This is a genomic window from Microbispora corallina, assembly GCF_016863035.1.
In the GTDB taxonomy this organism is placed as follows: Bacteria; Actinomycetota; Actinomycetes; order Streptosporangiales; family Streptosporangiaceae; genus Microbispora; species Microbispora corallina.
In genome coordinates, this window is sequence record NZ_BOOC01000023.1 from 140,591 (window position 1) to 164,519 (window position 23,929).

At 72.6% G+C, this 23,929-nt stretch carries 18 protein-coding genes; 9 read left to right on the top strand and 9 right to left on the bottom strand.

Annotation, left to right across the window (positions count from 1 at the left end; translation table 11 throughout):
- Positions 1-33: 33 nt before the first annotated feature.
- Positions 34-1,368: a class II 3-deoxy-7-phosphoheptulonate synthase gene (locus Mco01_RS23140; protein ID WP_204058988.1), complete on the top strand. Its 1,335-nt coding sequence runs from the start codon at positions 34-36 to the stop codon at positions 1,366-1,368.
- A 120-nt stretch (positions 1,369-1,488) separates the two neighbouring features.
- On the opposite strand, the gene trxA is transcribed toward Mco01_RS23140, so the two are convergent.
- Entirely contained in the window at positions 1,489-1,854 is a 366-nt protein-coding gene (trxA, locus tag Mco01_RS23145; RefSeq protein WP_204058989.1) for a thioredoxin, read from the bottom strand.
- Positions 1,855-1,973: 119 nt separating this feature from the next.
- On the opposite strand from trxA, the gene ctaD reads away from it, so the two are divergent.
- A complete protein-coding gene (gene ctaD, locus Mco01_RS23150) occupies positions 1,974-3,659 on the top strand; it encodes an aa3-type cytochrome oxidase subunit I (protein ID WP_204058990.1) in 1,686 nt (561 codons plus the stop codon).
- Between the two features lie 10 nt (positions 3,660-3,669).
- On the opposite strand, the gene Mco01_RS23155 is transcribed toward ctaD, so the two are convergent.
- Together Mco01_RS23155 and Mco01_RS23160 are read right to left on the bottom strand one after the other, a co-directional pair.
- Positions 3,670-4,527, bottom strand: coding sequence for a universal stress protein (locus Mco01_RS23155; protein WP_204058991.1), 858 nt, complete (start codon positions 4,525-4,527; stop codon positions 3,670-3,672).
- 107 nt (positions 4,528-4,634) lie between these two features.
- The gene (locus Mco01_RS23160; RefSeq protein ID WP_051457694.1) at positions 4,635-5,108 is read right to left on the bottom strand and encodes a universal stress protein; all 474 of its coding nucleotides are present in this window, start codon (positions 5,106-5,108) and stop codon (positions 4,635-4,637) included.
- A 438-nt stretch (positions 5,109-5,546) separates the two neighbouring features.
- On the opposite strand from Mco01_RS23160, the gene Mco01_RS23165 reads away from it, so the two are divergent.
- The gene (locus tag Mco01_RS23165; RefSeq protein ID WP_204058992.1) at positions 5,547-6,251 is read left to right on the top strand and encodes a permease prefix domain 1-containing protein; all 705 of its coding nucleotides are present in this window, start codon (positions 5,547-5,549) and stop codon (positions 6,249-6,251) included.
- On the opposite strand, the gene Mco01_RS23170 is transcribed toward Mco01_RS23165, so the two are convergent.
- A complete protein-coding gene (locus tag Mco01_RS23170) occupies positions 6,211-6,534 on the bottom strand; it encodes a PadR family transcriptional regulator (RefSeq protein WP_204058993.1) in 324 nt (107 codons plus the stop codon). The two genes, Mco01_RS23165 and Mco01_RS23170, sit on opposite strands and share 41 nt — an antisense overlap.
- A gap of 79 nt (positions 6,535-6,613) precedes the next feature.
- Between Mco01_RS23170 and Mco01_RS23175 the strand changes: the two genes are divergently transcribed.
- The 4 genes from Mco01_RS23175 to cydC are packed head-to-tail and all read left to right on the top strand — an operon-like array spanning position 6,614 to position 11,971.
- A complete protein-coding gene (locus Mco01_RS23175; RefSeq protein ID WP_204058994.1) occupies positions 6,614-7,795 on the top strand; it encodes a cytochrome ubiquinol oxidase subunit I in 1,182 nt (393 codons plus the stop codon).
- A gap of 10 nt (positions 7,796-7,805) precedes the next feature.
- Positions 7,806-8,567 carry a cytochrome d ubiquinol oxidase subunit II gene (locus Mco01_RS23180; protein WP_204058995.1) on the top strand — a complete coding sequence of 254 codons (762 nt, stop codon included), beginning with the start codon at positions 7,806-7,808 and terminating at the stop codon, positions 8,565-8,567.
- A gap of 12 nt (positions 8,568-8,579) precedes the next feature.
- Entirely contained in the window at positions 8,580-10,271 is a 1,692-nt protein-coding gene (cydD, locus tag Mco01_RS23185) for a thiol reductant ABC exporter subunit CydD (RefSeq protein WP_204058996.1), read from the top strand.
- Positions 10,268-11,971, top strand: a complete 1,704-nt coding sequence (gene cydC / locus Mco01_RS23190; RefSeq protein ID WP_204058997.1) for a thiol reductant ABC exporter subunit CydC — start codon at positions 10,268-10,270, stop codon at positions 11,969-11,971. The genes cydD and cydC overlap by 4 nt, the downstream gene beginning before the upstream one ends.
- Before the next feature lie 91 nt (positions 11,972-12,062).
- On the opposite strand, the gene Mco01_RS23195 is transcribed toward cydC, so the two are convergent.
- The 3 genes from Mco01_RS23195 to lon form a co-directional block, all read right to left on the bottom strand.
- Positions 12,063-13,382 carry a S1C family serine protease gene (locus Mco01_RS23195; protein ID WP_204058998.1) on the bottom strand — a complete coding sequence of 440 codons (1,320 nt, stop codon included), beginning with the start codon at positions 13,380-13,382 and terminating at the stop codon, positions 12,063-12,065.
- 132 nt (positions 13,383-13,514) lie between these two features.
- Positions 13,515-15,050 carry an AMP-binding protein gene (locus Mco01_RS23200; protein WP_204058999.1) on the bottom strand — a complete coding sequence of 512 codons (1,536 nt, stop codon included), beginning with the start codon at positions 15,048-15,050 and terminating at the stop codon, positions 13,515-13,517.
- Between the two features lie 152 nt (positions 15,051-15,202).
- Positions 15,203-17,563: an endopeptidase La gene (gene lon, locus Mco01_RS23205; RefSeq protein WP_204059000.1), complete on the bottom strand. Its 2,361-nt coding sequence runs from the start codon at positions 17,561-17,563 to the stop codon at positions 15,203-15,205.
- Positions 17,564-17,716: 153 nt separating this feature from the next.
- Here lon and Mco01_RS23210 point away from each other — a divergent pair, with 153 nt between their 5' ends.
- Positions 17,717-19,183 carry an MFS transporter gene (locus tag Mco01_RS23210; protein ID WP_239103851.1) on the top strand — a complete coding sequence of 489 codons (1,467 nt, stop codon included), beginning with the start codon at positions 17,717-17,719 and terminating at the stop codon, positions 19,181-19,183.
- A 69-nt stretch (positions 19,184-19,252) separates the two neighbouring features.
- Here Mco01_RS23210 and Mco01_RS23215 read toward each other — a convergent pair whose 3' ends face one another.
- The gene (locus Mco01_RS23215; protein WP_204059002.1) at positions 19,253-20,638 is read right to left on the bottom strand and encodes a pectate lyase family protein; all 1,386 of its coding nucleotides are present in this window, start codon (positions 20,636-20,638) and stop codon (positions 19,253-19,255) included.
- A 106-nt stretch (positions 20,639-20,744) separates the two neighbouring features.
- Complete coding sequence (locus tag Mco01_RS23220; RefSeq protein WP_204059003.1) at positions 20,745-22,211, bottom strand: pectinesterase family protein; 1,467 nt, start codon at positions 22,209-22,211, stop codon at positions 20,745-20,747.
- A 276-nt stretch (positions 22,212-22,487) separates the two neighbouring features.
- On the opposite strand from Mco01_RS23220, the gene Mco01_RS23225 reads away from it, so the two are divergent.
- Positions 22,488-23,891: an FG-GAP-like repeat-containing protein gene (locus Mco01_RS23225; protein ID WP_204059004.1), complete on the top strand. Its 1,404-nt coding sequence runs from the start codon at positions 22,488-22,490 to the stop codon at positions 23,889-23,891.
- The last annotated feature ends 38 nt before the right edge of the window (positions 23,892-23,929 follow it).

The following is a 23,929-nucleotide window of genomic DNA, read 5'->3' on the forward strand; positions in this document are numbered from 1 at the left end:
AGAAGGGCACCCCGTGCAATAACCTTGGGAGTCGTGAGCACAACCAACCTCGACACGTGGCGTGACCTGCCCGCCGCCCAGCAGCCGGAGTGGCCGGACCGCGGCGAGCTGGACGGGGTCGTCGCCGAGCTGCAGGGCCTGCCTCCGCTGGTCTTCGCCGGGGAGTGCGACCAGCTCAAGGCGAGCCTGGCGGCCGTCAGCCGCGGCGAGGCGTTCGTGCTGCAGGGCGGCGACTGCGCGGAGACCTTCGCCGGCGCCACCGCGGAGAACGTGCGCAACAAGCTCAAGACGCTGCTGCAGATGGCGATCGTGCTCACCTACGCCGGCCGCGTCCCCGTGGTGAAGATCGGCCGGCTGGCCGGGCAGTTCGCCAAGCCCCGGTCGAAGCCGATGGAGGTCCGCGACGGCGTGGAGCTGCCGGCCTACCGGGGCGACATGGTCAACGGCTTCGACTTCACGCCGGAGTCCCGCCGGCCCGACCCGGCCCGGCTGCTGCGCGCCTACCACTCGTCGGCGGTGACGCTCAACCTGGCCCGGGCCTTCACCAAGGGCGGGTACGCCGACCTGCGCCAGGTCCACGCCTGGAACCAGGACTTCGTCGCCGAGTCGCCCGCGGGCCGCCGCTACGAGCAGCTCGCCCGCGAGATCGACCAGGCGCTGGCGTTCATGCGGGCCTGCGGCGCCGAGCCGGAGGAGTTCCACACGGTGGAGTTCTACTCCTCGCACGAGGCGCTCATCCTCGACTACGACCGGGCGCTCACCCGGATCGACTCCCGCACCGGCCTGCCGTACGACGTGTCCGCGCACATGGTCTGGATCGGCGAGCGCACCCGCCAGCTCGACGGCGCTCACGTGGAGTTCTTCAGCCGCATCCGCAACCCCATCGGGGTGAAGCTGGGCCCGACCACGACGCCGGAAGAGGCGATCGCGCTCATCGAGAAGCTCAACCCCGACAACGAGCCGGGCCGCCTGACCTTCATCAGCCGCATGGGCGCGGGCAAGGTGCGCGACGCCCTGCCGACCCTGGTGGAGAAGGTCCAGGCGAGCGGCGCGGCGGTGGCCTGGATCTGCGACCCGATGCACGGCAACACGTTCGAGGCCCCGAGCGGGCACAAGACCCGCCGCCTCGACGACGTCCTCGACGAGGTGGCCGGCTTCTTCGAGGTCCACCACGCGCTCGGCACCCACCCGGGCGGGATCCACATCGAGTTCACCGGCGACGACGTCACCGAGTGCGTCGGCGGGGGCCACGCGATCGTGGAGGAGGACCTGGCGCTGCGCTACGAGACGGCCTGCGACCCGCGTCTCAACCGCGGCCAGTCGCTCGACCTCGCCTTCCGCGTCGCCGAGCTCTACCGCAACACCTGATCCCGCACACCTGGTCCGCGGGATCCTTCGTCCGCGGGATCCTTCGGGAGGCCCTCGGCCCGGCCGGACGGCCGGGCCGGGCGCGGGGGCACCGCGCCCGAGGGCGCCCGTGACGCGAGCCTAGTTGTTCTTGCTCTCGGCCTCGATCTGGGCGCGCACGGAGTCCATGTCGAGCGCGCGCAGCTGCTTGATCAGATCCTCAAGCGCCGGAGCCGGGAGGGCGCCAGGCTGGGCGAACACCACGATGCCGTCACGGATGGCCATGATCGTGGGAATCGCGGTGATCTCGAAGCCCTCGGAGAGCGCCGGCTGCGCCTCCGTGTCGACCTTGCCGAACGTGATGTCCGAGTGGGACTCGGACGCCTTTTCGAAAATCGGGGCGAACGCCCGGCAGGGGCCGCACCAGGCAGCCCAGAAGTCGAGCAGTACGATGCCTTTGTCGGCGATGTCGTTGAAGTTCTTCTCGGTTACCTCGATGGTCGCCACGGGCGACTCCTTTCGTCCGGTCTTCAGCGGGCATAACCAGCGGCACAATCCCAGCATTCCGCGTGCGGTGATCCTCATGTATTCGGGCAGGGGACCTCCTTCCGGAAAGGAGCCGCCGTATGACCACCCAGGCCGTACGTCCCACCCCTGTTCGGACGCGGCGGGTGGGCGCGCTCATCGCATCCTGGATGTCCAGCACCGACCACAAGGTGATCGGGCACATGTACCTGATCTCCTCGTTCGTCTTCTTCCTCGTCGCGGGCGTGGCAGCCATGGTCATCCGGGCCGAGCTCGCCGAACCGGGGATGCAGTTCGTCACGTTGCAGCAGTACAACGCGATGTTCACCATGCACGGCACGATCATGCTGCTGCTGTTCGCGACGCCACTGTTCGCCGGGTTCGCCAACGAGGTCATGCCGCTGCAGATCGGCGCGCCCGACGTGGCGTTCCCGCGGCTGAACATGGTGAGCTTCTGGCTGTTCCTGTTCGGCGGGATCATGGTGCTCAGCGGCTTCGTGCTCGGCGGCGCGCCGACGTTCGGCTGGACGGCCTACACCCCGCTGTCCCGCTCGGCCTTCACGCCGACCCTGGGCGGCGACCTGTGGATCATGGGCCTGGCGCTGTCGGGCCTCGGCACGATCCTCGGCGCGGTCAACTTCATCACCACGATCATCACGATGCGGGCGCCCGGCATGCACATGTTCCGCATGCCGATCTTCACGTGGAACGTCTTCTTCACGTCGATCCTCGTGCTGCTGGCGTTCCCGGTCCTCGCCGCCGCGCTGCTCGCGCTGGAGGCCGACCGCAAGCTCGGGGCGCACGTCTACGACCCCCAGACCGGCGGCCCGCTGCTGTGGCAGCACCTGTTCTGGTTCTTCGGGCATCCCGAGGTCTACATCGTGGCGCTGCCGTTCTTCGGCATCGTGACCGAGGTCATCCCGGTCTTCAGCCGCAAGCCGCTGTTCGGGTACGTCGGCATGGTGGGCGCCACGATCGCCATCACGGCGCTGTCGGTGACCGTGTGGGCCCACCACATGTTCGCCACCGGGCGGGTCCTGCTGCCGTTCTTCTCGCTGATGACGTTCCTGATCGCGGTGCCCACGGGGGTGAAGTTCTTCAACTGGACCGGCACGATGTGGCGGGGCCATCTCACGTTCGAGTCGCCGATGCTGTTCGCCGTGGGGTTCCTGGTGACGTTCCTGCTCGGCGGTCTCACCGGCGTCATCCTCGCGTCGCCGCCGCTGGACTTCCACGTGACCGACAGCTACTTCGTGGTGGCCCACTTCCACTACGTGCTGTTCGGCACCGTGGTGTTCGCCATGTTCTCCGGGTTCTACTTCTGGTGGCCCAAGTTCACGGGGAAGATGCTGAACGACACGCTGGGCAAGATCCACTTCTGGATGGTCTTCATCGGCTTCCACATGACGTTCCTGGTCCAGCACTGGCTGGGCGTGATCGGCATGCCCCGCCGGTACGGCGACTACTCGCCCCACGACGGCTTCACGGGCCTCAACCAGATCTCCAGCGCGGGGGCCTTCCTGCTGGGCCTGTCGACGCTGCCGTTCCTCTACAACATCTGGTGGACCGCGCGGCGCGGTGAGCGGGTCACGGTCGACGACCCGTGGGGCAGCGGGAACTCGCTGGAGTGGGTCACCTCGTGCCCGCCTCCGCGGCACAACTTCCTGTCGATCCCGCCGATCCGCTCCGAGCGGCCGGCGTTCGACCTCCGCTACCCGCGGGCCGGCGGCAAGCCGGGCGAGCCGCCCGAGCACCAGCGGGACTTCATCGATCCGTTGAGCGGCTGAGCCGCCGGGGTCAGGGGTGCACGACGGCGACCGGGCACAGGGCGGAGCCGAGCACGGGCCGGGTGACGGACCCCAGCCGGCCCAGCAGCCCCGGGGACCGGGTCGCGCCGACGACCAGCAGGGTCGCCCCCGCCGCCGCGCGGACGAGGACGTCGCGGGCCGGGCCCTCGACCAGGTCGAGCCTGACCTCGACCTGGGGGAAGCGCCGCCGGCAGGGCTCGACGGCCGCCTCCAGCGCGCCGGTCGCCTCGGCACCGGGCGCCTCCGACATGACGAGGGGCGCCATGCCGGCACCCCACACGGCGGTGGGCAGGGACCAGGCCTGGACGGCGACGAGCGGCAGCGCCCGGACGGCGGCCTCACGGAAGGCGAACTCGATCACGTGCGGGTCTCCCCCGCCCACCCCGACGACGACCGGTCCGGGGCTCGCCCGGTGCGGCAGGGCCCCCGCGCCGCGGACCACGATGACCGGGCAGACGGCGTGCGCCACGACGTGCCCGGCGACCGAGCCGAGGACCCTGCGGGCCAGACCGGCCGGCGCGCGGGTGCCCACGACGACGAGGTCCGCGCCCGCGGACAGCTCGACCAGCCGTTCCCCGGCCGGGCCCTCGTACAGGTCCTCACGCACCCCGACGCCGCTGGTGCACTGGCGGACGCACTCGGCGCCGTGCCACAGCACGTGCTCGGCGGCGTGGCGCAGCGACGCGCGCGCCTCCTCCTCGCCCTCGCCGTAGGGGGAGCTCCACGCGTGGCAGACGGTGATCGGCACGCCCCGGAACTCGGCCTCGTCCATGGCCCAGTCGAGCGCCTGCATCGCGAAGTCGGAGCCGTCGTACCCGGCGACGATGCCCGGCCCGTTGGGTTCCATGCCTTCATGCTGCGCCGCCGCGGCGAGGTCCGGCAGGGCGGCAAGTCCCAAAAGGCGATGACGTCAGCCCCAAGAGGGCCGGTCACGCCACCCGCAGCAGGGACGGGTCAGGCGCGGCTGCCGGCCAGCACGCCCGCCGGCGGGTGGCCGTGGGTCACGCCGGGAAGCACGACGACGACCGGGCACCGCGCCCGCAGCAGGCAGGCGGAGACGACGGGGTTGATCACCGGGTACGGCTCGGACTCGGCCTCGTGGGCCCCCAGCACGAGCAGGTCGGCGTCGGCCGTCGAACGGAGCAGCACCTGGGCCGGCGGACCCTCCACGACGACCGGGGTCACGTGGTGCTCCCCCAGCTCGCGGACGGCCTGGGTGGCGACGTCGAGCGCGGCCTGGCGCTCGTCCTCGCGGGAGGTCCGGTTCGACAGTGGGGCGTAGTGGGCGTGCAGACCGCCCGACCACTCCCATGCGTACACGGCCTCGACCCGCGCGTCGCGCAGAAGGCCCTCGGCGGCGGCCCACCGCAACGCGGCCTGCGACGCCATCGACCCGTTGATGCCCACAACGATCTTCGGCTGGTTCACGTCCCGCCTCGCTCTCCGCTTCAAGTGTCGCCTACCTGGGTTAACAGGGTGTTGCCAGGGCGAAACGTCCTCAGAAAACCCGGCTCTCAGCCCACCCTGTACCCAGAAAGAACAGCAGTTCCCGCGGCCTCAGGGACCACAGCGGGAACACGCGGGGGGCCTCCTCACTCAAGGGTATCCACGCCGGTGAGATGATCTGGACCGGGGCCTCCTTTCGCGGACGTCTCCACCGTTTCAGGACATCTCACGAGGGCCGCGCCCGCCAGTGCCGTACGGCCCGGAAGGCCGGCGCGGAGGTCCCCGGGGAGCGGGTGGCGGAGGTCCTGCCGGCCCGTGCCCCCTGTCGTGGCCCTGAGTTTCCCCGCCCCGGGGTCAGGGATCACCCTGATGCGGGCTCCGGCGGGCCGGCCCTAGGCTTGCGTCGGCAGGAGGGGGACGATGGCGAACGCGGGTCCGATCGACGACTACGTTGCCGCGCTGCGCCGGGGGCTGCACGGCCCGGCCGCGGCCAAGCGCGACCTGGTGACCGAGGCGCGCGACAGCCTGGTGGACGCGGCAGAGGCGTACGAGTGCGAGGGCCTCCCCCGGGAGCAGGCGGAGCGCCTCGCGGTCGAGGACTTCGGCCCGCTCGGCGACATCACGCCGGGCTACCAACAGGAGCTCGTCGTCGGACAGGGCCGCAGGACGGCGGCGCTGCTGTTCGTGAGCGTGCCGCTGACCGCCCTCATGTGGAGCGTGATCTGGAAGATCTTCCCCGACATGCCGGCGGGCACCGTGAAGCCCGTCTGGTTCACTCCCGTCGCCCGAACGGTGGACTGCACCCAGGTCCTCACGGGCGTGGTCGGCGGTCTCGCCCTCCTGGCGCTCGGCCGCGGGGCCCGGCGCTTCGACAGCCCGGCACGGGTCACGCGCTGGCTGGGCCTGCTGGTGTGGGGGCAGATGCCCGTCATGGTGGCGATGTGCATGGCCATGAGCGTGGCGCACGGCCCGCTCGACATGGCCCAGGCCCCGGCCACGGTCGTCACGGCCCTCAGCTACGGGTTCTGGACCTGGCAGCTCCACAGCGCCGCCCGCTGCCTGCTCTACACGAGCCGGCCCGCGCTCACCGCAGCGGGTCGAGCACGCTTCCGATCACGTTCGTGAACGACCGCCAGGCCGACCTCTCCCCCGCCAGCGCCGCGCGCCCGTCGCCGGTGAGGCGGTAGGTCCTGCGCCTGCGCCCGCCGGTGACCGCCCACTCACTCGCCAGGTAGCCGGCCCGCTCCAGCCGCCGGAGCGCGGGATAGACCGTGCCCGTCGGCACGTCGAGGGCGCCCCCGCTGCGCTCGCGCAGCGCCTCGATGATCGCGTACCCGTGCAGCGGCTCGCGTTCGAGGACGGCGAGCAGCAGGGCGTCCATGTGGCCCCGGAGCGCGTCGGCGTTCACGCCCGCAGCCTATCCCTGTTCGTCACGCCCTGATTCTATATGTAGGCTGTCTATATGTAGACAGACACAAGGAGAATCGATGGACGTCGTCGGCCTCGCCCGGCTGCAGTTCGCGGTGACCGGAAGCCTCCACTTCCTGTTCGTCGTGCTCACGCTGGGACTGGCCCCACTCGTGGCGATCATGAACACCCGCCACGTGCTGAGCGGAAAGCCCCTGCACGAGCGGATGACCCGCTTCTGGGGACAGATCTACGTGATCAACTACGCGCTCGGGATCTTCACCGGGCTCGTCATGGAGTTCCAGTTCGGGCTCAGCTGGAGCGGCCTGTCGCACTACGCGGGCGACGTGTTCGGGGCGCCCCTCGCGATGGAGACGCTGCTCGCCTTCTTCCTGGAGTCCACGTTCCTCGGGCTGTGGATCTTCGGATGGCACCGGCTGCCCCGCGGCCTCCACCTGGCCTGCATCTGGCTGGTGACGCTGACGGCCTACGCCTCGGCGCTGTTCGTCCTGGCGGCCAACGCGTTCCTGCAGCACCCGGCCGGGTCGGTCGAACGGGGCGGGCGCCTGGTGCTGGTCGACGCGGCCGCCCTGTTCACCAACCCCACCCTCGTCTTCGCGCTCCCCCACGTGATCAGCGCCGGTCTGTGGGCCGGCGGCTTCGTCCTCATGGGCGCCAGCGCCTACCAGCTGTTCCGGCGCACCGCCGACCGGGAGTTCTTCACCCGGTCGCTGCGGACGGGGGTGGTCACCGCCTTCGTCGGGTCGCTGTTCACAGTCGGGTTCGGGTACGCGCAGTTCGGGCCGGTCGGCGAGCTCCAGCCGGGCAAGTTCGACGGGCCGGTGGCGGGCCCGGCGCTCGGGCTGATGATCACGGTCGGACAGCTCGGGCAGCTGCTCGTGATGTTCGTGCTGCTGCCGCTGCTGTACTGGCTGCCCCGTTGGCGCTGGCCCCAGCCGTTCCTCATGGCGCTGACGCCTCTGCCGTTCGTCGCGGCGATCGCCGGCTGGCTGGTCCGCGAGGGCGGCCGCCAGCCCTGGCTCGTGTACGGCAGGCTCACCGTGGCCGACGCCCTCACCCCCGGGTTGTCGAAGGCCGCGATCACCGCGTCGTTCGCCGGGTTCGCCGGCGTGCTCGGGCTGCTCGCGCTGGTCGACTACGCGCTGATCGCCCGAGCCGTGCGGCGGGGGCCGGGGCAGGTCGCCCTCGGCGCGCCCGACCGCCCGGCCGGCCCGCTCCCCTCACCCGTCCACTCGCTCTGAGGACCCACCCATGGACATCTTCTGGTTCGCGGCCTTCGCCGTGCTGCTGGCCGGCTACTTCGCCCTGGAGGGGTTCGACATCGGCCTCGGCGTGCTGCTGCCCGTCCTCGGGCGATCCCCGGCCGCGCGGGACCGGCTGGTCGCGGCGATGGCGCCCTTCGTGCTCGCCAACGAGGTGTGGCTGGTCGCGCTGGCCGGGCTGCTGTTCGGCGCGTTCCCCTTGCTGGAGGGCCGCGTGCTGAGCGGCCTCTACCCCGTGGTGGTGGCCCTGCTGCTGTCGTGGATCCTGCGGGACGCCGGGCTGTGGTTCCGCCGCCGCGCCGACGGCGCCGCCTGGCGGGCGTTCTGGGACGGCACGCTCTGGCTGGGCTCGGCCGGGCTGGCGCTGTCGTGGGGCGCGGCCCTCGCCGCGATCGCCCGGGGGCTGCCGGGGTCGCCGCTCGACCTGCCCGGCCTCGTGGCGGGCCTCGTGGTCCTCGCGCTGTTCGCCGTGCACGGCCGGACGTTCGCGGCCTGGCGGCTCCCCGGGGACCCGGCGGTGCGCGGCGCCCGGCGCGACGGGCGGGCCCTGCTGCTGTCCGCGTGCCTCGCGGCGACGCCCGCCGTGGCCGGGGCGGCCGTCTTCGCCTCGGCCATGCTGGAGAACGCCGCCCCGGACGGGACACTGACGGTCCTCGGTGTCATGGTGGTGCCGTTCGCCCCCCTCCTGGTGGGCGCGCAAGTATGGGTGTGGCGCACCTTCTCGAGGGGCGCCCTGCCGTCGTTCTTCTGAGGGGACCGTCGTTTGCACAAGGATCTCCTGAGGCTGGCGCGGGCCGAGGCGGCCGTCCGCCTCCACCTGGCAGCCTGCCTCGGCGCGGCGGTGGCGGCCGGCCTGCTCGTCATCGTCCAGGCGGAACTGCTGGCCGGGGTGCTCTCGGGCGCGTTCGCCGTCGCCGCGCTGTTCCCCCTGGCCCTGGTGGTCGCGGCGCGCGGACTGCTCGGCTTCGGCCAGGGCGTCTTCGCCGGCCGCACGGCGACCGCGCTCAAGTCCGTGCTGCGCCGGCGGCTGCTGTCCCGGTTCCAGGAGCTGGGCCCGGCCTCGTACCGGTCGGGCGAGCTGGTCACCCTGGCCGGGCGCGGCCTCGACGCGCTCGACCCGTACCTGACCGGCTACCTGCCGGCCGTCGCGGTGGCCGGGGTGGTGCCGGTCGCCGTCCTGGTCCGGCTGTTCGCGGCCGATCTGCAGACGGCGGTCATCGTGCTGCTCACGCTGCCGCTGATCCCGGTCTTCGGGGCCCTCGTCGGGTGGACCACGAAGGCCGTGACCGAACGGCAGTGGCGGGCGCTGGCCCGGCTCGGCGGCCACTTCCTGGACGTGGTGCGCGGCCTGCCGACCCTGCGGGCGTTCGGGCGGGCGCGCTACCAGGCGTCGGTCATCCGGGAGGTCGCCGAGGCCCACCGGGCGGCGACGATGCGGACGCTCCGGGTGGCGTTCCTGTCGTCGCTCGTGCTCGAACTGGTGGCGTCGCTGTCCCTCGCCCTGGTCGCCGTGCCGGTGGGCCTGCGGCTGCTGTCGGGGTCCCTCGACCTCCACACCGCGCTGCTCGTCCTGCTCCTCGCCCCCGAGGCGTACCTGCCGCTGCGGGTCATGGGCACGAGGTTCCACGCCGCGATGGAGGGCGTGGCGGCCGCGGACGAGGCGTTCGCCGTCATCGGCGACGGCCGGGAGCCGTCGCCCGGTCCAGCGCCGTCTCCCCGTGGGGAGACGGCCGGGGAGGCTGCGCCCTCCCCGCCGGAGATCCGGCTGGAGGGGGTGACCGTGCGCTACCCCGGCCGGGAGGACGCCGCGCTGCGGGACGTCTCGCTCGTCATCGCGCCGGGCGAGCGGGTCGCCGTCGTCGGCCCCAGCGGCGCCGGGAAGAGCACGCTGCTGCACCTGCTGATGGGGTTCGTCGCGCCGTCGGAGGGCCGCGTGCTGGTCGGCGGCGCCGACCTGGCCTCGCTCGACCTCGACGCGTGGCGGCGCCGGCTCGCGTTCGTGCCGCAGCGGCCGCACCTGTTCGCGTCGTCGGTCGCCGACAACATCGCGCTCGGCTCCGGCGCCGACGCCGGGCGGGTGCGAGCCGCGGCCGCGGCCGCGCAGGCCGCGGAGTTCGTCGACGGCCTGCCCGAGGGGTACGACACGGTCCTCGGAGAGCGGGGGGCCGACCTGTCGGCCGGGCAGCGGCAGCGGGTGGCGCTCGCCCGCGCGTTCTGCCGCCCCTCCGCCGAGGTGCTGCTCCTGGACGAGCCGACCGCCCGGCTCGACGGCCGGAGCGAGGCGGCCGTCATCGAGGCCACCAGGCGGCTGGCCGAGGGCCGTACGGCGATCATCGTCGCCCACCGGCCCGCCATGATCGACCTGGCCGACCGCGTCGTCCGCGTCGAGGGCGGCCGGCTCGTCGCGCCCGCGGGCGCCGGATCCGCCCACGCCAACGAGGGGACGACGACGTGACCGCGCACCTCGGACCCGTACGGGCGGCGGGAACGACCCGCAGACTGGTCCTCGCCGCGCTCGCGGGAGCCGCCGCCGACCTCGCGGGGGTGGCGCTGATCGCGTCGGCCGCGTGGCTCATCACGAGGGCCGCCGAGCAGCCGCCGCTGGCCGCCCTGTCCGTGGCGATCGTGGCCGTGCGGGCGTTCGCGACCACGCGGGGCGTCTTCCGGTACGGCGAGCGCCTGGCCGGGCACGACGTGGCGCTGCGCGCCCAGGCCGGGACGCGGGAGGGGCTCTACGAGGCCCTGATCCCGGCGGGGCCGCTGCCGCAGCGGGGCGCCGACCTGCTCAGCCGGATGGTGGACGACACCGACGCCGTCCAGGACCTGCTCGTCCGGTGCCTGCTCCCGGCCGCCGCCGCCCTCGTGACCGGCGTCGCCGCCGTGATCCTCGCCGGGTTCCTGCTGCCCGCCGCGGCGCTCGTGCTGGCCGCCGGCCTGCTCGTCGCGGGGCTCCTGCTGCCCGCCGCCACGGCGGCCGCCGCCCGGCGCCGGTCGGCGACGATCGCCCCGGCCCGCGCCGAGCTGGCCGCCCGGGTGGCCGACCTGGTGCACGGCGCCGCCGACCTCGCGGCGTACGGCGCCGGGGGCCGGGCCCTGTCTGCGGCGATGGCGGCGGACGGGCGGCTCGGACGGCTGGAGCGGGGGCAGGCCTGGATCAACGCCGTCGCGCTCGGGATCGGGATGCTGGCGCAGGGGCTGACCGTCGTCGGCGTGGTGCTGGCGGCCCAGGCCGCCGGGCTGGCACGCGTCCCGGCCGCCGTGCTCGCGCTGGCGGCGCTGGTGTCGTTCGAGCCGGTGCTGCCGCTGGCGGCCGCGGGCGAGCGGTTCTCCGGCGTCCTGGCGGCGCTGCGCCGGCTGCGGGAGATCCGCGCGACGCCGCCCGCGGTGACCGAGCCCGCCGACCCCGCTCCCCCGCCGGAGCCGCCGCTGACCGTGGAGGTCCGCGACCTGGTGGTGCGGCACGGCGGCCGCGAGCCCGCGCTCGACGGGGTGAGCCTCACGCTCACCCCCGGCAGGCGGGTCGCCGTGGTCGGGCCCAGCGGCGCGGGCAAGAGCACGCTGCTGTCGGCGTTGATGCGCACCGTGGAGATCGAGTCGGGCGAGGTCCTCGTCAACGGGGTCGACGTCCGGCGGTACCGGTCCGACGACGTGCGGGCGAGGATCACCGGCCTCACCCAGGACCCGTACGTCTTCCAGGCGTCCGTCCGGGACAACCTGCGCCTGGCCGGCCCGGAGGCCACCGCCGAGGAGCTGTCCGAGGCCGTGCGGCGGGCCCGGCTGGAGGCGTGGGCCGAGCGGACCGGCTGGGACACGGTCCTCGGCGAGGACGGCCGCACGGTGTCGGGGGGCCAGCTTCAGCGGCTCGCGCTGGCCCGGGCGCTGCTGTTCGACCCGTCCGTCCTGCTGCTGGACGAGCCCGCCGAGGCGCTGGACGAGGAGACGGCCGACCTGCTCATGGCCGATCTGCTCGACGCCACCCGCGGCCGCACGACGCTGCTGGTCACCCACCGGCTGCGCGGCCTGGAGCAGGTGGACGAGATCGTCGTGCTGGAGGCCGGCCGGGTCGTCCAGCGCGGCCCCCACGCGGACCTGGTGACCGCACCCGGCTACTACCGGGACCTGTGGGAGTCGGAGGCGATGACCCGCCAACGCTGACGCCGGATCACACCGCCCTGCGCGTGCCGGAAAACGGCGTCGCCGGTGAGCCTCCCGCGACGGGGGCTCACCGGCGACGGACGCCGGGCCGTCAGCCGGCCGACTGCTCCGCCAGCGTGGCGGTGACGGTCGAGCTCCTGCCGTCCCGGGTGTAGACGATCGTGACCTTGTCGCCGGGCCGGGCGCTGCGGATCGCGCCGACCAGGGCCTCCGCGCCGTCCACCTGGGTGTCGTTGATCTTCGTGACCAGGTCGCCCTCCTTCAGGCCGGCCTTGTCGGCCGGGCTGCCGGCGGTGATCGAGCTGATCACGGCGCCCGAGGTGTCGCCGGTCGCGTCGGCCACGCTCACGCCAAGGAACGCGTGGCTGACCTTGCCGGTCTTGATGAGCTGCTGGGCGACCAGCTTCGCGGTGTTGATGGGGATCGCGAAGCCGACGCCGATGTTGCCCGAGCTGGAGCCCGAGGTGGCGATGGCGGTGTTGACGCCGACCACCTGGCCCGCCGCGTTGACGAGCGCGCCACCCGAGTTGCCGGGGTTGATGGCCGCGTCGGTCTGGATCATGCCGCCGATCGTGGTGCCCTGCTGTTGCTGCTGCTGCGGCTGCTCCAGGCCCCACGGGAACTGCGGCTGCTGCTGCTGTTCCGGGCCCTCGGTGAGGGTCCGGTCCAGGGCGCTGATGATGCCCGAGGTGACCGAGCCCTCCAGGCCCAGCGGGCTGCCGATCGCCAGGACGGCGTCGCCCACCTGGAGCTTGTCGCTGTCGCCGAGGGAGGCGGGGGTCAGGCCGGAGACGCTCTGCGCCTGGATGACCGCGAGGTCGGTCGTCGGGTCGGTGCCCTTGACGACGGCCGAGGCCGTCTTGCCGTCGCTGAACTTCACCGTCACCGTGCCGCCCTGCGCGTCGGCGACGACGTGGTTGTTGGTCAGGATCAGCCCGTCGGCCGACAGGATGACCCCCGACCCCTCACCCCCGCCGTTCTGCGTCGTCACCTTGATCGACACGACGGACGGCATGATCGCCTTGGCGACCGCCGCGATCGTGTTGGCCGAGGTGTTCGAGGCGGGGCTCACGACGGGGCTGGAGATGACCGTCTGGCCGCCGTTGGTGGCGTTCGCGACGAGGGCCCCCGTCGCCCCGCCGCCCAGGGCCACCGCGACGAGGGCGAGGCCGGCTCCGGCCTTCTGCCTGCCGGTCAGCCTCGCCTTCTGCGGTGCGCCAGGCCCCGGCAGCGCCGCCGTGTCGAAGGGCCCCTGCGGGCCGTACCCGCCGTATCCGCCATAGCCGCCCCCGTACGACTGCTGGCCACCGTACTGCCCGTGCTGCGGCGGAGTCCTGCCGAACTGGCTCCAGCCGTGACCGGGGAGTACGTCGGTGTTCTCGTTGCCGGGAACGTGCTCTTGTGAGCTCATCGCCATCCCCCTCAATGGATCTGCCGGTAATCCCGGCTCTCCGCCGGTACACGACTACTTTCGCAAACCCGCGATAAGGCCGCGCTAAGCGATCAGTCGCACGCTCCCACCAGGCCGTACGCGCTCCTTATATCAGGACGTCGGGGGCCAGTACTCGTCCTTGAGAAGGCGCTTGTAAAGCTTTCCTGTCGGATGGCGGGGAAGCTCGTCGCGGAAGTCGACGGACCTCGGGCACTTGTAGTGGGCGAGGCGGGCCCGGCAGTACTCGATCAGCTCGGCCTCCAGGTCCGGGCCGGCCTCCTCCGGAGAGGCCGGCTGGACGACGGCCTTCACCTGCTCGCCCATCTCCGGGTCTGGTACGCCGAAGACGGCGACGTCGGCGACCTTGGGATGCAGCGCGAGGACGTTCTCCGCCTCCTGCGGGTAGATGTTCACCCCGCCAGAGATGATCATGTACGAGCGCCGGTCGGTGAGGTAGAGGAAGCCCTCCTCGTCGACGTACCCGATGTCGCCCAGGGTGGTCCAGCCCCGGCCCCGCGGGTCCTGGGCCGCCCGGGTCTTGCCGGGGTCGCCGTGGTAGACGAACCGCGGCCCGTCGGAGAAGTACACCGTGCCGTGCTCACCCGGCGGCAGCTCGTCGCCCTGCTCGTCGCACACGTGCACGGCCCCGAGCAGCGGGCGGCCCACCGTGCCCTTGTGCTTGAGCCAGTCCTCCGGGCCGACGTAGAGGAAGCCGTTGCCCTCGGTGCCGGCGTAGTACTCGTGGACGACCGGCCCCCACCACTCGAGCATCCGCTCCTTGACCTCGACGGGACAGGGCGCGGCCGCGTGGATGGCGCACGTCAGCGACGACAGGTCGTACCGGCCGCGCGCCTCCTCGGGAAGCTTGAGCATCTTGACGAACATCGTCGGCACCCACTGGGAGTGGGTGACGCGGTGGCGCTCGATCAGCTCCAGGGCCTTCTCCGGGTCGAATTTCTCCATCACGACGACGGTCGCCCCGAGCCGCTGGAACGTCATGCAGTACCGCAGCGGCGCGGCGTGGTAGAGCGGGGCGGGCGACAGGTACACGCTGCCGGATGACGGCGCGAACAGGAACTGCACGAGCCGCACCAGCGGCCCGGCGAAGTCCATGTCCGCCTTGCTCAGCGTCGGCTTGACCCCCTTGGGCCGTCCGGTGGTGCCGGAGGAGTAGAGCATGTCCACGCCCTGGCACTCGTCCTCGATCGGCGTCGCGGGCTGCCCCGCCGTCGCCTCCTCGTACGAGCGGAAGCCGGGGGCAACGCCGTCGATCATGAGCCGCAGCTCCACGCGCGGGGTGGCCTCGGTGATCGAGGTCGCGACCTCGGCCAGCGCCGCCGAGGAGATGAAGATCCTCGCCTCGCAGTTGTCGACGATGTACGCCAGCTCCTCGGACTGCAGCCGCGTGCTGATCGCCGTGTAGTAGAGCCCCGACCGGTGGGCGGCCCACGCGACGACGAGGAAGAGCGGGTGGTTCTCCAGCATGAACGCGACGTGGTCGCCCGGCCGGAGACCCGCGGCGCGGAACAGGTGCGCCAGGCGGTTGGACTCCTCGTCGAGCTCCCTGAACGTGATCACGCGGCCCGAGCCGGCCATGATCACCGCGGGCTTGTCCGGCGTCACCGCCGCGATCGCTCCAGGGTGCATGACCGAACGTTACTCGGTTTGCCGGGGCGGCGGTAGGAGCCACACCCGTGGCCCCGCGACGCGGAACGGCCCGCGGCCCGTGGCCCCGCGACCTCGCGACGCGGAACGGCCCGCGCCCCGGGAACGAGGCGCGGGCCGTGCGTTGAGCGCGGTCAGGCGGCGGCGTGCTGCCCGACGGTCGCGGGGGCGAGGGCGAGGCCGAGGACCTCGCGGACGTCGCTCACCGCGTGGACGGTGAGGTCGGCCAGCACCTCGGCCGGGACGTCGTCCAGGTCGGGCTCGTTGCGCGCCGGGATGAGCACCGTGGTGATCCCGGCCCGGTGGGCGGCGAGCAGCTTCTGCTTGACGCCCCCGATCGGCAGGACCCGCCCGGTGAGGGAGACCTCGCCCGTCATCGCGACGTCGCCGCGCACCGGCCGTCCCGACAGCAGCGACGCGAGGGCGGTCGTCATGGTGACGCCGGCCGACGGGCCGTCCTTCGGCACCGCGCCCGCGGGCACGTGGATGTGCACGGACCGGTCCTTGAGCGAGCCGACCGGCAGTTCGAGCTCCACCCCGCGCGAGCGGAGGTAGGACAGCGCGATCTGCGCCGACTCCTTCATCACGTCGCCCAGCTGGCCCGTCAGGGTCACGCCGGTCGAGCCCGTCTCCGGGTCGGCCAGCGACGCCTCGACGTACAGGACGTCGCCGCCCGCGCCGGTGACGGCCAGGCCGGTCGCCACGCCGGGCACCGAGGTGCGCTGCCGCGCCTCGGGCAGGGACGACTCCGGCACGAACCGGGGCCGGCCCAGGTAGTCGACCAGGTTGTCCGCCGCGACCGCGACCGGCAGCGCCGTCTGGTCCAGGGCGACCTTCGCGGTCACCTTGCGCAGGATCCGGGCGAGCGAGCGCTCCAGCGAGCGGACGCCCGCCTCGCGGGTGTACTCGCCGGCCAGGCGGCGCAGCGCGCCCTCGTCGATCGACACGTCCTCGACGGTGAGGCCGGCCTTCTCCAGCTGACGCGGGAGCAGGTGGTCGCGCGCGATGGCGACCTTCTCGTCCTCGGTGTAGCCGTCGAGCGTGACGATCTCCATGCGGTCCAGCAGCGGCCCGGGGATCTGCTCCAGGACGTTGGCCGTGGCCAGGAACAGCACGTCGCTGAGGTCGAGCTCGACCTCCAGGTAGTGGTCGCGGAACGTGTGGTTCTGCGCCGGGTCGAGGACCTCCAGGAGGGCGGCCGTCGGGTCGCCCCGGTAGTCGGCGCCGACCTTGTCGATCTCGTCGAGCAGCACGACCGGGTTCATCGAGCCGGCCTCGCGGATCGCGCGGACGACGCGGCCCGGCAGCGCGCCGACGTAGGTGCGCCGGTGGCCGCGGATCTCCGCCTCGTCGCGCACGCCGCCGAGGGCGACGCGGACGAACTTCCGGCCCATGGCCCGGGCGACCGACTCGCCGAGCGAGGTCTTGCCGACTCCGGGAGGACCGGCCAGCGCGAGCACGGCGCCGCTGCGGCGCCCGCCGACGACGCCCAGACCCTGGTCGGCCCGGCGCTTGCGGACCGCGAGGTACTCCACGATGCGGTCCTTCACGTCGTCGAGCCCGGTGTGGTCGGCGTCCAGCACCGCCCGGGCGCCGGCGATGTCGTACTCGTCGGTCGTGTGCACGTTCCACGGGATGTCGAGCAGCGTGTCGAGCCAGGTGCGGATCCAGCCGGTCTCGGGCGACTGGTCGGACGTCCGCTCCAGCTTGTCGACCTCCTTGAGCGCGGCCGTGCGCACCTTCTCGGGAAGGTCGGCCGCCTCGATGCGGGACCGGTAGTCCTCCTCCTCGTCGGAGGGGTCGCCGTTCAGCTCGGCCAGCTCCTTGCGGACGGCCGCGAGCTGCTGACGGAGCAGGAACTCGCGCTGCTGCTTCTCCATGCCCTCCTGGACGTCCTTGCGGATGGTCTCCGCGACGTCCAGCTCGGCCAGGTGGTCGCGCGCCCAGCCGACGAGCTTGTCGAGCCGCTCGGCCGGGTCGAGGGTCTCCAGCAGCAGGAGCTTCTGCGGCGTGGACAGCCACGGAGCGTAGCCCGCGCTGTCGGCCAGCACCGCCGGGTCCTCCATCTGGTTGACCGCGTCGACGACCTGCCACGCCCCGCGCTTCTGCAGGATCGTGGTCGTCAGGGCCTTGTACTCCTTGACCAGGTCCTCGGCCCGGGAGCCGGCGGGAACCTGGTCCAGCACCGAGGCCTCCACCCAGAGCGCCGCGCCCGGGCCGGTGGTGCCGGTGCCGACCCGCATGCGGTCGACGCCGCGGACCACGGCGGCCGGCTCGCCGCCGGGCAGCCGCCCGACCTGCTCGACGACGGCGGCGACGCCGATGGCGCCGTACCGGCCGTCCACGCGGGGCACGAGGAGCACCCGGCTCTCGCCGCTGGCCCGCGCGGCCTCGATGGCGGCCCGGACCTCGGAGGCCGACAGATCAAGAGGAACCACCATGCCGGGCAGGACGACCTCGTCGTCCAGCGGAAGGACGGGAAGGATCTGTGACATGCGAACTCCAAAGGTTGAGTTATGCCGACTCAACTAACAGGAGTGCGATCGTGTTCCCTAGTTTGCGCCCGTTCGCTGTGAGCGATCGTAATTGTGTAATCACCGCCAGTCGATGGGCGGGAGCACCCTCGCGGATGCCGCAGGATGACCCATATGGATACCGGACATATCCGACTCGCGTCGGGCACCGGCCGGTGGGTGCTGCTCACCACGGTCCTCGGGTCGGGCATCGCCACCCTCGACGGCACCGTCGTCAACGTCGCCCTCCCCGCGCTCGGCCGCGATCTCCACGCCGGGATGTCCGGCCTCCAGTGGACCGTCAACGCCTACACCCTCACGATGGCGTCCCTGATCCTGCTCGGCGGGTCGCTCGGCGACCGGCTCGGCCGGCGGAAGATCTTCGTGGTGGGCGTGGCCTGGTTCGCGCTCGCCTCCGCGCTGTGCGGGCTCGCGCCCAACATCACGGTGCTCGTGCTCGCCCGGGCGCTCCAGGGAGTCGGCGGCGCGCTGCTGATCCCCGGCTCGCTCGCGATCATCCAGGCCAGCTTCGTCCCGGACGACCGGCCCCGCGCCGTCGGCGCCTGGTCCGGGCTCGGCGGCGTCGCCGCGGCCGTCGGGCCGCTGCTCGGCGGCTGGCTGGTCGAGACCGCCGGCTGGCGATGGGTGTTCCTGCTCAACCTGCCGCTCGCGGCCGTCGTGGTCGGCGTGGCCGCCCGCCACGTGCCCGAGACCCGCGACGCCGGGCCGCACGGCCGCTTCGACGTGCTCGGGACCGTCCTCGCCGCGCCCGCGCTCGCCGGGCTGACCTACGGCCTGATCCTCGCGGGCGACGGACTGCTGCCGCTCGCCGCGGGGCTCGTCCTGGCCGCCTGCTTCGTGGTCGTGGAGACCCGGCGCTCGCCCGACGCGCTGGTCCCCGTGGGGGTCTTCGCCTCGCGCGTCTTCACCGCGGTCAACATCGTGACCCTCGTCATGTACGCGGCGATGGGCCTGGTGTTCTTCCTGCTGGTCGTCCAGCTCCAGGTGTCGGCCGGCTTCTCCCCGATCGCCGCCGGGTCGGCGATGCTCCCGGTCACGATCCTGATGCTGCTGCTGTCGGCCCGCGCCGGCGAGCTGGCCCGGCGGGTGGGGCCGCGCCTGCCCATGACGATCGGCATCCTCCTGTGCGCCGCCGGGCTGCTGCTGATGAGCCGGATCGGGCCGGGCTCGTCGTACCTGGCGGACGTGGTGCCCGCGGCGGTCGTGTTCGGGCTCGGCCTGTCCGCCGCCGTCGCCCCGCTCACCGCCACCGTGCTCGCCACGGCCCAGGAGCGGTACGCCGGCGTGGCCAGCGGCGTCAACAACGCCCTGGCCAGAACGGGGGGCCTCCTCGCCGTCGCCGCCGTCCCGCCGCTCGTGGGCCTGACCGGCGAGGCGTACGACTCCCCCGTGGCCTTCACCCGCGGCTTCCACACCTCGATGCTGGTGAGCGCCGCCATGATGGCCGTCGCCGCGGCGGTCACATTCGTCACCATCAGGACGAACGTGCTCACCGCCACCCCTCCGCCCGCGTCCAGGAGCCACTGCTCCGTGGACGGTCCCCCGCTGGAGCGCCGCCCTCCCACCGCGTCTCGCGGCTAGTCCGGCCGCCGGATCGGCGACGAGCGCCGCCGTGCCGGAGGCCGGCACGGCGGCGGGGATGGCCGGCGGTCAGTGCGCGCCGGCCCCGCTCCTCACGATGGACTTGACACTCGACGGGCTGTCCAGCGTGTAGGAGTAGGGGATGGAGGCGACGCCGCCGCCGGTGTCGCCGGCTCCCGAGTTCACCTTGTAGTTGTCGCGCGCGACGAGGTTGCCGCCGGGAGAGGACCCCTCACCGCGGTGATAGGGGTCGGCGACGTTCTCGAAGTAGTTGCCCTCGACCAGCACGCCGGCCTCCACGGTCGAGGCCACGCCGTACCCGCTGTTGTCGTAGTAGTAGTTGTTGAACACGTGCACGGGGTTGCCGAAGCGCACCCGGGGATGGCGCTGGACGGTGCCGTCGAACCAGTTGTGGTGGTAGGTCACCCGCAGGTGGCCGCGGTCCTCCGCCCCGTTGTCGTCGCTGTGGCCGAGCAGCATCGTCTTGTCGTGGTCGAAGACGTGGTTCCACGAGACGGTCACGTAGTCGCTGGCCCGCTTGATGTCGATCGCGCCGTCGTATCCGTGGGAGAGCGTGTTGTGGTCGATCCACACGTTCGTCGAGTGCTGGACGTTGACGGCGTCGTCGCTCCAGTCGCGGAAGACCAGATTCTTGATGATCACGTTCTTCGCACCGGACACGTTCAGGCCGCAACCGGCGATGGTGGCCCCGGACGCGCCGACGATCGTCTTGTTCGACCCGACCGTGAGCATGCCCGAGCACGAGATCGTCCCGGTCACCCTCACCACCGAGGCGGAGGACCCCGAGATCGCGCCCGACAGCGCCGAGGCGCTGGACACCGTGACCGTCACGGCGGCGCCACCGCCCGTGGTGCCGCCGTTCATCGCGGCCCAGCCGATCGGACTCGAACCGCCGCCCGTGGGAGTGGGAGTCGGGGTCGGCGTGGGGGTGGGAGTGGGGGTCGGTGTGCGGGTGGGGGTCGGCGTGGCGGTCGGAGTGGGGGTGGGTGTCGGGGTGCCGGTGGCGCCGGTGCAGGTGACGCCGTTGAGGGTGAAGGAGGCGGGTTTGGGGTTGGAGCCCGACCAGGTGCCGTTGAAGCCGACCGACACCGACCCGCCGGTGGGGATGGAGGCGTTCCAGTCGAGGTTCCTGGCCGTGACGTTCTGCCCGCTCTGCGTCCAGGTGGCCGCCCAGCCGTCGGTCACCTTCTGACCCGAGGTGGGAAAGGCGAAGCCCAAAGTCCACCCCCCGACCGCGTCACCGAGGTTCTGGATCGTGACCGCCGCGGTGAAACCACCCGACCAGTCGTTGGTCGCATAGGTCACGGCGCAACCCGCGGCCGCCGAGGCCTGGGTGGCGGGCACCGCGAGGGCGAGGGCCGGCGCGGCCAGGGAGACCGCCGCCGCGACGGCGGCCAGGCGGCCCGCCGGGGACCGGAGGATGGCCAGAGGCATGAGTTCTCCTGCGCTGAGTGGGGCTCGGACGGAGGGCCGGCGTGAGTCCTGACCGGCCGAACGGTCTGGGGGCCTCGCGCGGGTGTCCTCCGCGCGAGGCGGGGAGTCATCCGATCGGGTTCCAGCCGTCGGATCCGGCCAGGTACTTCTGCGGGGTGTAGGCGGCGGCCTGGGAGTCGCTCATCTGCGGGCGATTGGAGTTGACCCCGGCGCCCGCACCGGTGTTCCGGTACTCGAAGAAGCGAGCGTTCTTCCAAGAGTTGCCGGACATGTCGGTCCAGGGCTGGGACGTCTTGATCGTCGAGCTGAGGGTGGACTCCCGGTAGAGCACCTGGGCGTTCGGACCCCAGGGGCGGCCCAGTTGGGTGGTCCCCGCCGTGGCGCCGGAGATTCGCGACCTGTAGATCAGGAAGCCGTAGGTCTTGGCGATGTCGGTCCTCGCGGCGGTGATCGGCGCGCCGGTGCTGCGCTTCTCGTAGACGTCACTGTTGTCGATCACGATGGTGCCGTCGCCGAAGACGAAGTCGACGGTGCCCTCGACGTAAGAGCCGCTCATGTAGGCGCGGGCGGACGCGTTCACCAGGAAGGTGTCCTGGTCGCCGAGCAGCCGCACGTTCGACAGGACCGACCGGTCGGCGTTGAGGTTCAGCGCGACGGCCTGCTGTCCGCTGGTGGACGAGCTCTCCTGGTAGTCGTTGGAGATCGTCAGGTTGGTGAGGGCGGCGTCGTGACCGTTGACGAACGCGGTGGCGCTGTCGAAGGTGCCGTACGAGGCGGCGGAGTGGTTGTTCACGATCACGACGTCCCTGGCCGACGACCCCAGGCCCTGCAGCGTGATGAAGGGCTTGTCCTTGGGAATCGTGACGATCTCCCGGTAGGTGCCGGGCTTGATCGTGATGACCTTCCGGCTGGAGTTGCCCGCCGGCACGGCGTCGATCGCGGCCTGCACCGTCCGGTACTTCCCGGTCCCGTCGGCGGCCACCGTGGGAGTCCCGCCCGTGGGTGTCGGCGTGGGAGTCGGGGTCGGCGTGGGAGTCGGGGTCGGCGTGGGAGTGGGGGTGGGAGTGGGGGTCGGCGTGGGAGTGGGGGTGGGTGTCGGGGTGCCGGTGGCGCCGGTGCAGGTGACGCCGTTGAGGGTGAAGGAGGCGGGTTTGGGGTTGGAGCCCGACCAGGTGCCGTTGAAGCCGACCGACACCGACCCGCCGGTGGGGATGGAGGCGTTCCAGTCGAGGTTCCTGGCCGTGACGTTCTGCCCGCTCTGCGTCCAGGTGGCCGCCCAGCCGTCGGTCACCTTCTGACCCGAGGTGGGAAAGGCGAAGCCCAAAGTCCACCCCCCGACCGCGTCACCGAGGTTCTGGATCGTGACCGCCGCGGTGAAACCACCCGACCAGTCGTTGGTCGCATAGGTCACGGCGCAACCCGCGGCCGCCGAGGCCTGTGCGGCGGGCACCGCGGCGACCACGCACCCCGTGACGAGCGCGGCCGCCACGGCAGCCGTACGGCGTGCCGGAGGGGTGCTCCGGCGACCTCGGCGCGCCGCCGTCGGCAGGCGTGTCCTGTCCGATGGGTGCATGAGGGATCCCTTCGATCTCGCCATCTCGGCTCGAATCATCGGGTCAATCGCGTGCGGGGAAAAGGATCCCGCCCGACGGCGTCCACGTTTCCGCAGGTGGACGGCGCCGGACGGGCGAACACCGCTGATACGTTCAGACAGGCGCGGAGAATTTCGCGGGCACGCCCCCCGATGGGGGGAGCCCCTCGCGATTCGACGGGACGAGTTCAGGCGGCGGTCGTGGGAGGTTCACGTACCCGTGGGCGGGGTGTCCTGATCTGCGGGGACGATCCGGCCATGAGCGTCTCACGCGCATCCGCCCTGCTGGCGGCGGCCCTCACCCTGCCCTCGCTCGTCGCGGCCGCCCCGGCGGCCGCCCGGTCCTGCCCTTCCTTCCTCGCCGTGGCCTCGCCGTACGCGACGGTGGCGGGGCGGTCGCACGCCGGGTCGGTCACCCTGTTCGCCGAGCAGGGCGGCGGGCTGAAGAAGACGAAGGTGCTCCACCAGGGCGCGGACGGCATCGGGGACGAACCCGAGCTCAACGACGCCTTCGGCTCCGCCCTCGCGCAGGGCGACTTCGACGGCGACGGCTGCGCCGACCTGGCCATCGGGGCGTCGGAGGAGTTCTTCGGGCCGCCGGTGGCGGACGCCGACGGGCACGGCGTCGTCCACGTGCTGTACGGCTCGCCGGACGGGCTGGGCCGGGCGCGGACGATCGACGTCACCCACCTCGGCCGCGACCACGGCACCGACCGCTTCGGGGCCGCCCTCGCCGCCGGGGACCTCGACGGGGACGGCGACGACGAGCTGGTCGTGGGCGCGCCCGGGCTGGCGGGCGGCGGGGGCGTCGGCGTCTTCGGCCTCGGCCACGCCTCGCCGTACGGGAAGGGCACGCTCATCACGGAATCGACCGGCTGGGTGGGCCAGGACCCCGGGCAGACGGACCTGTTCGGCGCGGCGCTCGCCACCGGCGACTTCAACGGCGACGGCCGCGACGAGCTGGCGGTCGGCGCGCCGGGCGGCGGCGGGCTGCGGTACGGGGCGGGCGTCGTCACCATCCTCGACGTGCGCAGGCGATACGCCGGGGTCTACACGCAGGAGAGCCCCAACGTGAAGGGGTACGGCGAGAAGTGGGACGCCTTCGGCGCCTCGCTCGCCTCGGGCGACTTCGACGCCGACGGCCGGGACGACCTCGCGATCGGCGTCCCCGGTGAGGACCTGTCGCTGCTGCAGCGCGGCATGGACTACGGCGACGGCGCGGTCAACGTGCTGTACGGCACGTCGCGCGGCCTCAGCGCGATCGGCAGCGAGATCTGGTCGCAGACGATCCTGAAGGGCACCCCGCGCTACTACGACCGGTTCGGCACCTCCCTGGCCGCCGGGGACCTGAACGGCGACGGCGACGACGAGCTCGTCGTCGGGGTGCCGGGCGAGGACGCGGTCCAGGTCATCGCCGGGACCAGGACAGGCGGCCTCACCCGCAACCACAACGCCCTGGTCACCGGGCGCAGGGACAGCGACTTCGGCTCCTCGGTCACGGTCGTGGGCGGCCGGCTGCTGGTGGCGGCCCCCGGCTCGGGCGAGCTGACCCTGGTCGGGACGAGCAAGAAGAAGGGGTCGTACCCGGGGGTCGTCCCCGGCTCGGCGACGGTCGTCGACCGGGGCGGCGAGTCGGACCTGTTCGGGTACGCCCTGAGCTGAGCCTCGCGACGCGCGCGACCCGGCGCCACGACCGGACG

Coding starts and splice junctions, on each gene's coding strand:
- Mco01_RS23175 (WP_204058994.1), top strand. CDS start 6,614: ATGGACGTCGTCGGCCTCGCCCGGCTGCAGTTCGCGGTGACCGGAAGC.
- Mco01_RS23210 (WP_239103851.1), top strand. CDS start 17,717: ATGGATACCGGACATATCCGACTCGCGTCGGGCACCGGCCGGTGGGTG.
- Mco01_RS23220 (WP_204059003.1), bottom strand. CDS start 22,211: ATGCACCCATCGGACAGGACACGCCTGCCGACGGCGGCGCGCCGAGGT.
- Mco01_RS23225 (WP_204059004.1), top strand. CDS start 22,488: ATGAGCGTCTCACGCGCATCCGCCCTGCTGGCGGCGGCCCTCACCCTG.
- Mco01_RS23215 (WP_204059002.1), bottom strand. CDS start 20,638: ATGCCTCTGGCCATCCTCCGGTCCCCGGCGGGCCGCCTGGCCGCCGTC.
- ctaD (WP_204058990.1), top strand. CDS start 1,974: ATGACCACCCAGGCCGTACGTCCCACCCCTGTTCGGACGCGGCGGGTG.
- Mco01_RS23195 (WP_204058998.1), bottom strand. CDS start 13,382: ATGAGCTCACAAGAGCACGTTCCCGGCAACGAGAACACCGACGTACTC.
- Mco01_RS23165 (WP_204058992.1), top strand. CDS start 5,547: ATGGCGAACGCGGGTCCGATCGACGACTACGTTGCCGCGCTGCGCCGG.
- Mco01_RS23180 (WP_204058995.1), top strand. CDS start 7,806: ATGGACATCTTCTGGTTCGCGGCCTTCGCCGTGCTGCTGGCCGGCTAC.
- lon (WP_204059000.1), bottom strand. CDS start 17,563: ATGTCACAGATCCTTCCCGTCCTTCCGCTGGACGACGAGGTCGTCCTG.
- Mco01_RS23155 (WP_204058991.1), bottom strand. CDS start 4,527: ATGGAACCCAACGGGCCGGGCATCGTCGCCGGGTACGACGGCTCCGAC.
- Mco01_RS23200 (WP_204058999.1), bottom strand. CDS start 15,050: ATGCACCCTGGAGCGATCGCGGCGGTGACGCCGGACAAGCCCGCGGTG.